The sequence below is a fragment of the Flavobacterium sp. genome, assembly GCF_044368995.1.
Lineage (GTDB): Bacteria > Bacteroidota > Bacteroidia > Flavobacteriales > Flavobacteriaceae > Flavobacterium.
Map to the genome: position 1 here is coordinate 1 of NZ_JBIPMS010000179.1, position 2664 is coordinate 2664.

Consider the following 2664-nt stretch of genomic DNA (forward strand, 5'->3'; position numbering starts at 1 on the left):
AACCGACTGATTTAAATTTTGATACGCTACTAAAATTGTTGCTACCGAATGAGGCGAAAGTCCGGTTGTATATATAAAACTTCTGGCAAAATTGACTAAATATTCTATTAAATCAGTATTTCCTAAAATAGCTGCGCCGTGACATCCTAGGCCTTTACCGAATGTCATAATTCGGGCAAATACTTTATCTTGAAGTTGTTGCGATTGTATTACGCCTTCGCCTTTTTCTCCAAAAACTCCTAATGCGTGTGCCTCATCAACCACCAAAAGTGCTTTAAATTTTTCTAAAAGTTGTACTAATGATTCCATATTTGGCGTGTCGCCATCCATAGAAAAAACGGATTCTGTAACGATGTAAATTGTCTGTTGTTCGGAATTTGGGGTCTGGAGTTTGGCAATTTTAGTTTCTAAATCTTCGTAATCATTATGTTGAAATTTATACGATTTGGCGTGACACATTTGTATGCCATCACGAATGGAAGCATGACACAACTCATCATATAAAATGACATCATTTCTTTGCGGCACAGCGCTAAAAAACCCAACATTAGCATCGTAACCCGAATTAAAAATTAAAGCCGCTTCAGCTTGATGAAAAGCCGCGATATATTTTTCAGTAATTTCATATAAATTATGGTTTCCTGAAATTAATCTGGAACCTGTTGCGCCGTTTATTTTGATGTTATTCTCAACTAAATATTGGTGTGTAGTTTCAAATATTTGTTCGTTTTTGGCAAATCCTAAATAATCGTTGGATGAAAAATCGATTCCACTTGTAGGTAATGGCAAATTGCGTAACGCATTGGAGTCTTTACGAAAAAGTATTTTTTGCTGAAGTGCTTTTGGAATTTTCATAGTGTAAAAATAAAAAAATCCCGATAAGAAAATGCTTATCGGGATTGTTATTTTAAAAAAGCACTGAATTAGTCTGCTAAAACAATTACTTTATTGTTATTCATCTCTATAGTACCAGATTGAATCGCTAACCAATACGTTTGCTCATTTACTTTAGTAAATTTTGATTCATTGGTTTTATCAATATTAAAACTAGCTGCACTGATTTTTACATTTCCTTTTTGTAAAATGGAAACTACAGCTGCGTGATTGTTTAACATTTGAAACTCGCCATTAATTCCTGGAACAGAAACCGATGTTACTTCTCCTGAAAATAAAGTGGCTTCTGGTGATACTATTTCTAAAATCATAATTTAAGTTTAAAATTCCAAATTTTAAAATTCCAAATTCCAAAATTGGGATTTGTGATTTTATTTTTTGGAGTTTATCAAGCTCCGCTTGATTTAGGCTTCTGCTAATAATTTTTCTCCAGCTTCGATAGCTTCTTGGATACTTCCTTTAAGGTTAAATGCTGATTCTGGAATACGGTCTAATTCGCCATCCATGATCATATTAAATCCTTTGATAGTATCTTTAATATCTACTAAAACACCTGGAATTCCTGTAAACTGTTCTGCTACGTGGAAAGGTTGAGATAAGAAACGTTGTACTTTACGAGCACGAGATACGACTAATTTATCTTCTTCAGATAATTCTTCCATACCTAAAATCGCAATAATATCTTGTAATTGTTTGTAACGTTGTAAAATTTCTTTTACTCTTTGTGCACAATCGTAGTGCTCATCACCTAAAACATCTGGTGTTAAGATACGAGAAGTAGAATCTAATGGATCTACCGCTGGATAAATACCTAACTCAGCAATTTTACGAGACAATACTGTTGTAGCATCTAAGTGAGCAAACGTTGTTGCTGGTGCCGGGTCAGTTAAATCATCCGCAGGTACGTAAACCGCTTGTACAGATGTAATTGATCCTGTTTTTGTTGAAGTAATACGCTCTTGCATAACTCCCATCTCTGTTGCCAAAGTGGGTTGGTAACCTACTGCAGAAGGCATACGTCCTAAAAGTGCAGATACTTCAGAACCCGCTTGTGTAAAACGGAAAATGTTATCTACGAAGAAAAGTACGTCTTTACCTTGTCCAGTTCCAGCTCCATCACGGAAATATTCCGCAATAGATAATCCTGATAATGCTACACGAGCACGAGCACCAGGTGGCTCATTCATTTGTCCGAAAACGAAAGTAGCTTTAGACTCTCTCATTCCTGGCATATCAACTTTAGATAAATCCCATCCTCCATTTTCCATAGAGTGCATAAATTCATCACCATATTTTATAATTCCTGACTCTAACATCTCACGAAGTAAGTCATTTCCTTCACGTGTTCTTTCACCTACTCCTGCGAATACTGAAAGTCCACCGTGACCTTTTGCAATATTATTAATTAACTCCTGAATTAATACTGTTTTACCAACTCCAGCACCACCGAATAAACCAATTTTACCTCCTTTTGCATAAGGCTCAATTAAGTCGATTACTTTAATACCTGTAAATAAAACTTCAGAAGAAGTAGCTAAATCTTCAAATCTTGGTGCAGCACGGTGAATAGACATTCCGTTATCTCCGTCTTTAGGTAATTCACCTAAACCATCGATAGCGTCACCAATAACGTTGAATAAACGACCATAAACGTCTGGTCCAATTGGCATTTTAATTGGATTTCCTGTTCCAACCACTTCAGTACCTCTTGATAAACCATCAGAAGAGTCCATTGAAATAGTACGTACCGTATTTTCTCCAATGTGAGAT

The 2664-nt window shown here is 35.7% G+C and carries 3 protein-coding genes; all 3 read right to left on the reverse strand.

The window, feature by feature from the left end; genetic code table 11:
- The coding region (locus tag ACIQ2I_RS09285; RefSeq protein WP_396182104.1) for an aminotransferase class I/II-fold pyridoxal phosphate-dependent enzyme at positions 1-855 on the reverse strand (855 nt) is incomplete at its 3' end.
- 68 nt (positions 856-923) lie between these two features.
- Positions 924-1205 (reverse strand): F0F1 ATP synthase subunit epsilon, encoded by a 282-nt coding sequence (locus ACIQ2I_RS09290; RefSeq protein ID WP_396182105.1) that lies wholly within the window; start codon positions 1203-1205, stop codon positions 924-926.
- Between the two features lie 93 nt (positions 1206-1298).
- Positions 1299-2664, reverse strand: a 1366-nt coding sequence (gene atpD / locus ACIQ2I_RS09295) for a F0F1 ATP synthase subunit beta (RefSeq protein WP_396182106.1), incomplete at its 5' end; no start/stop codon positions are given.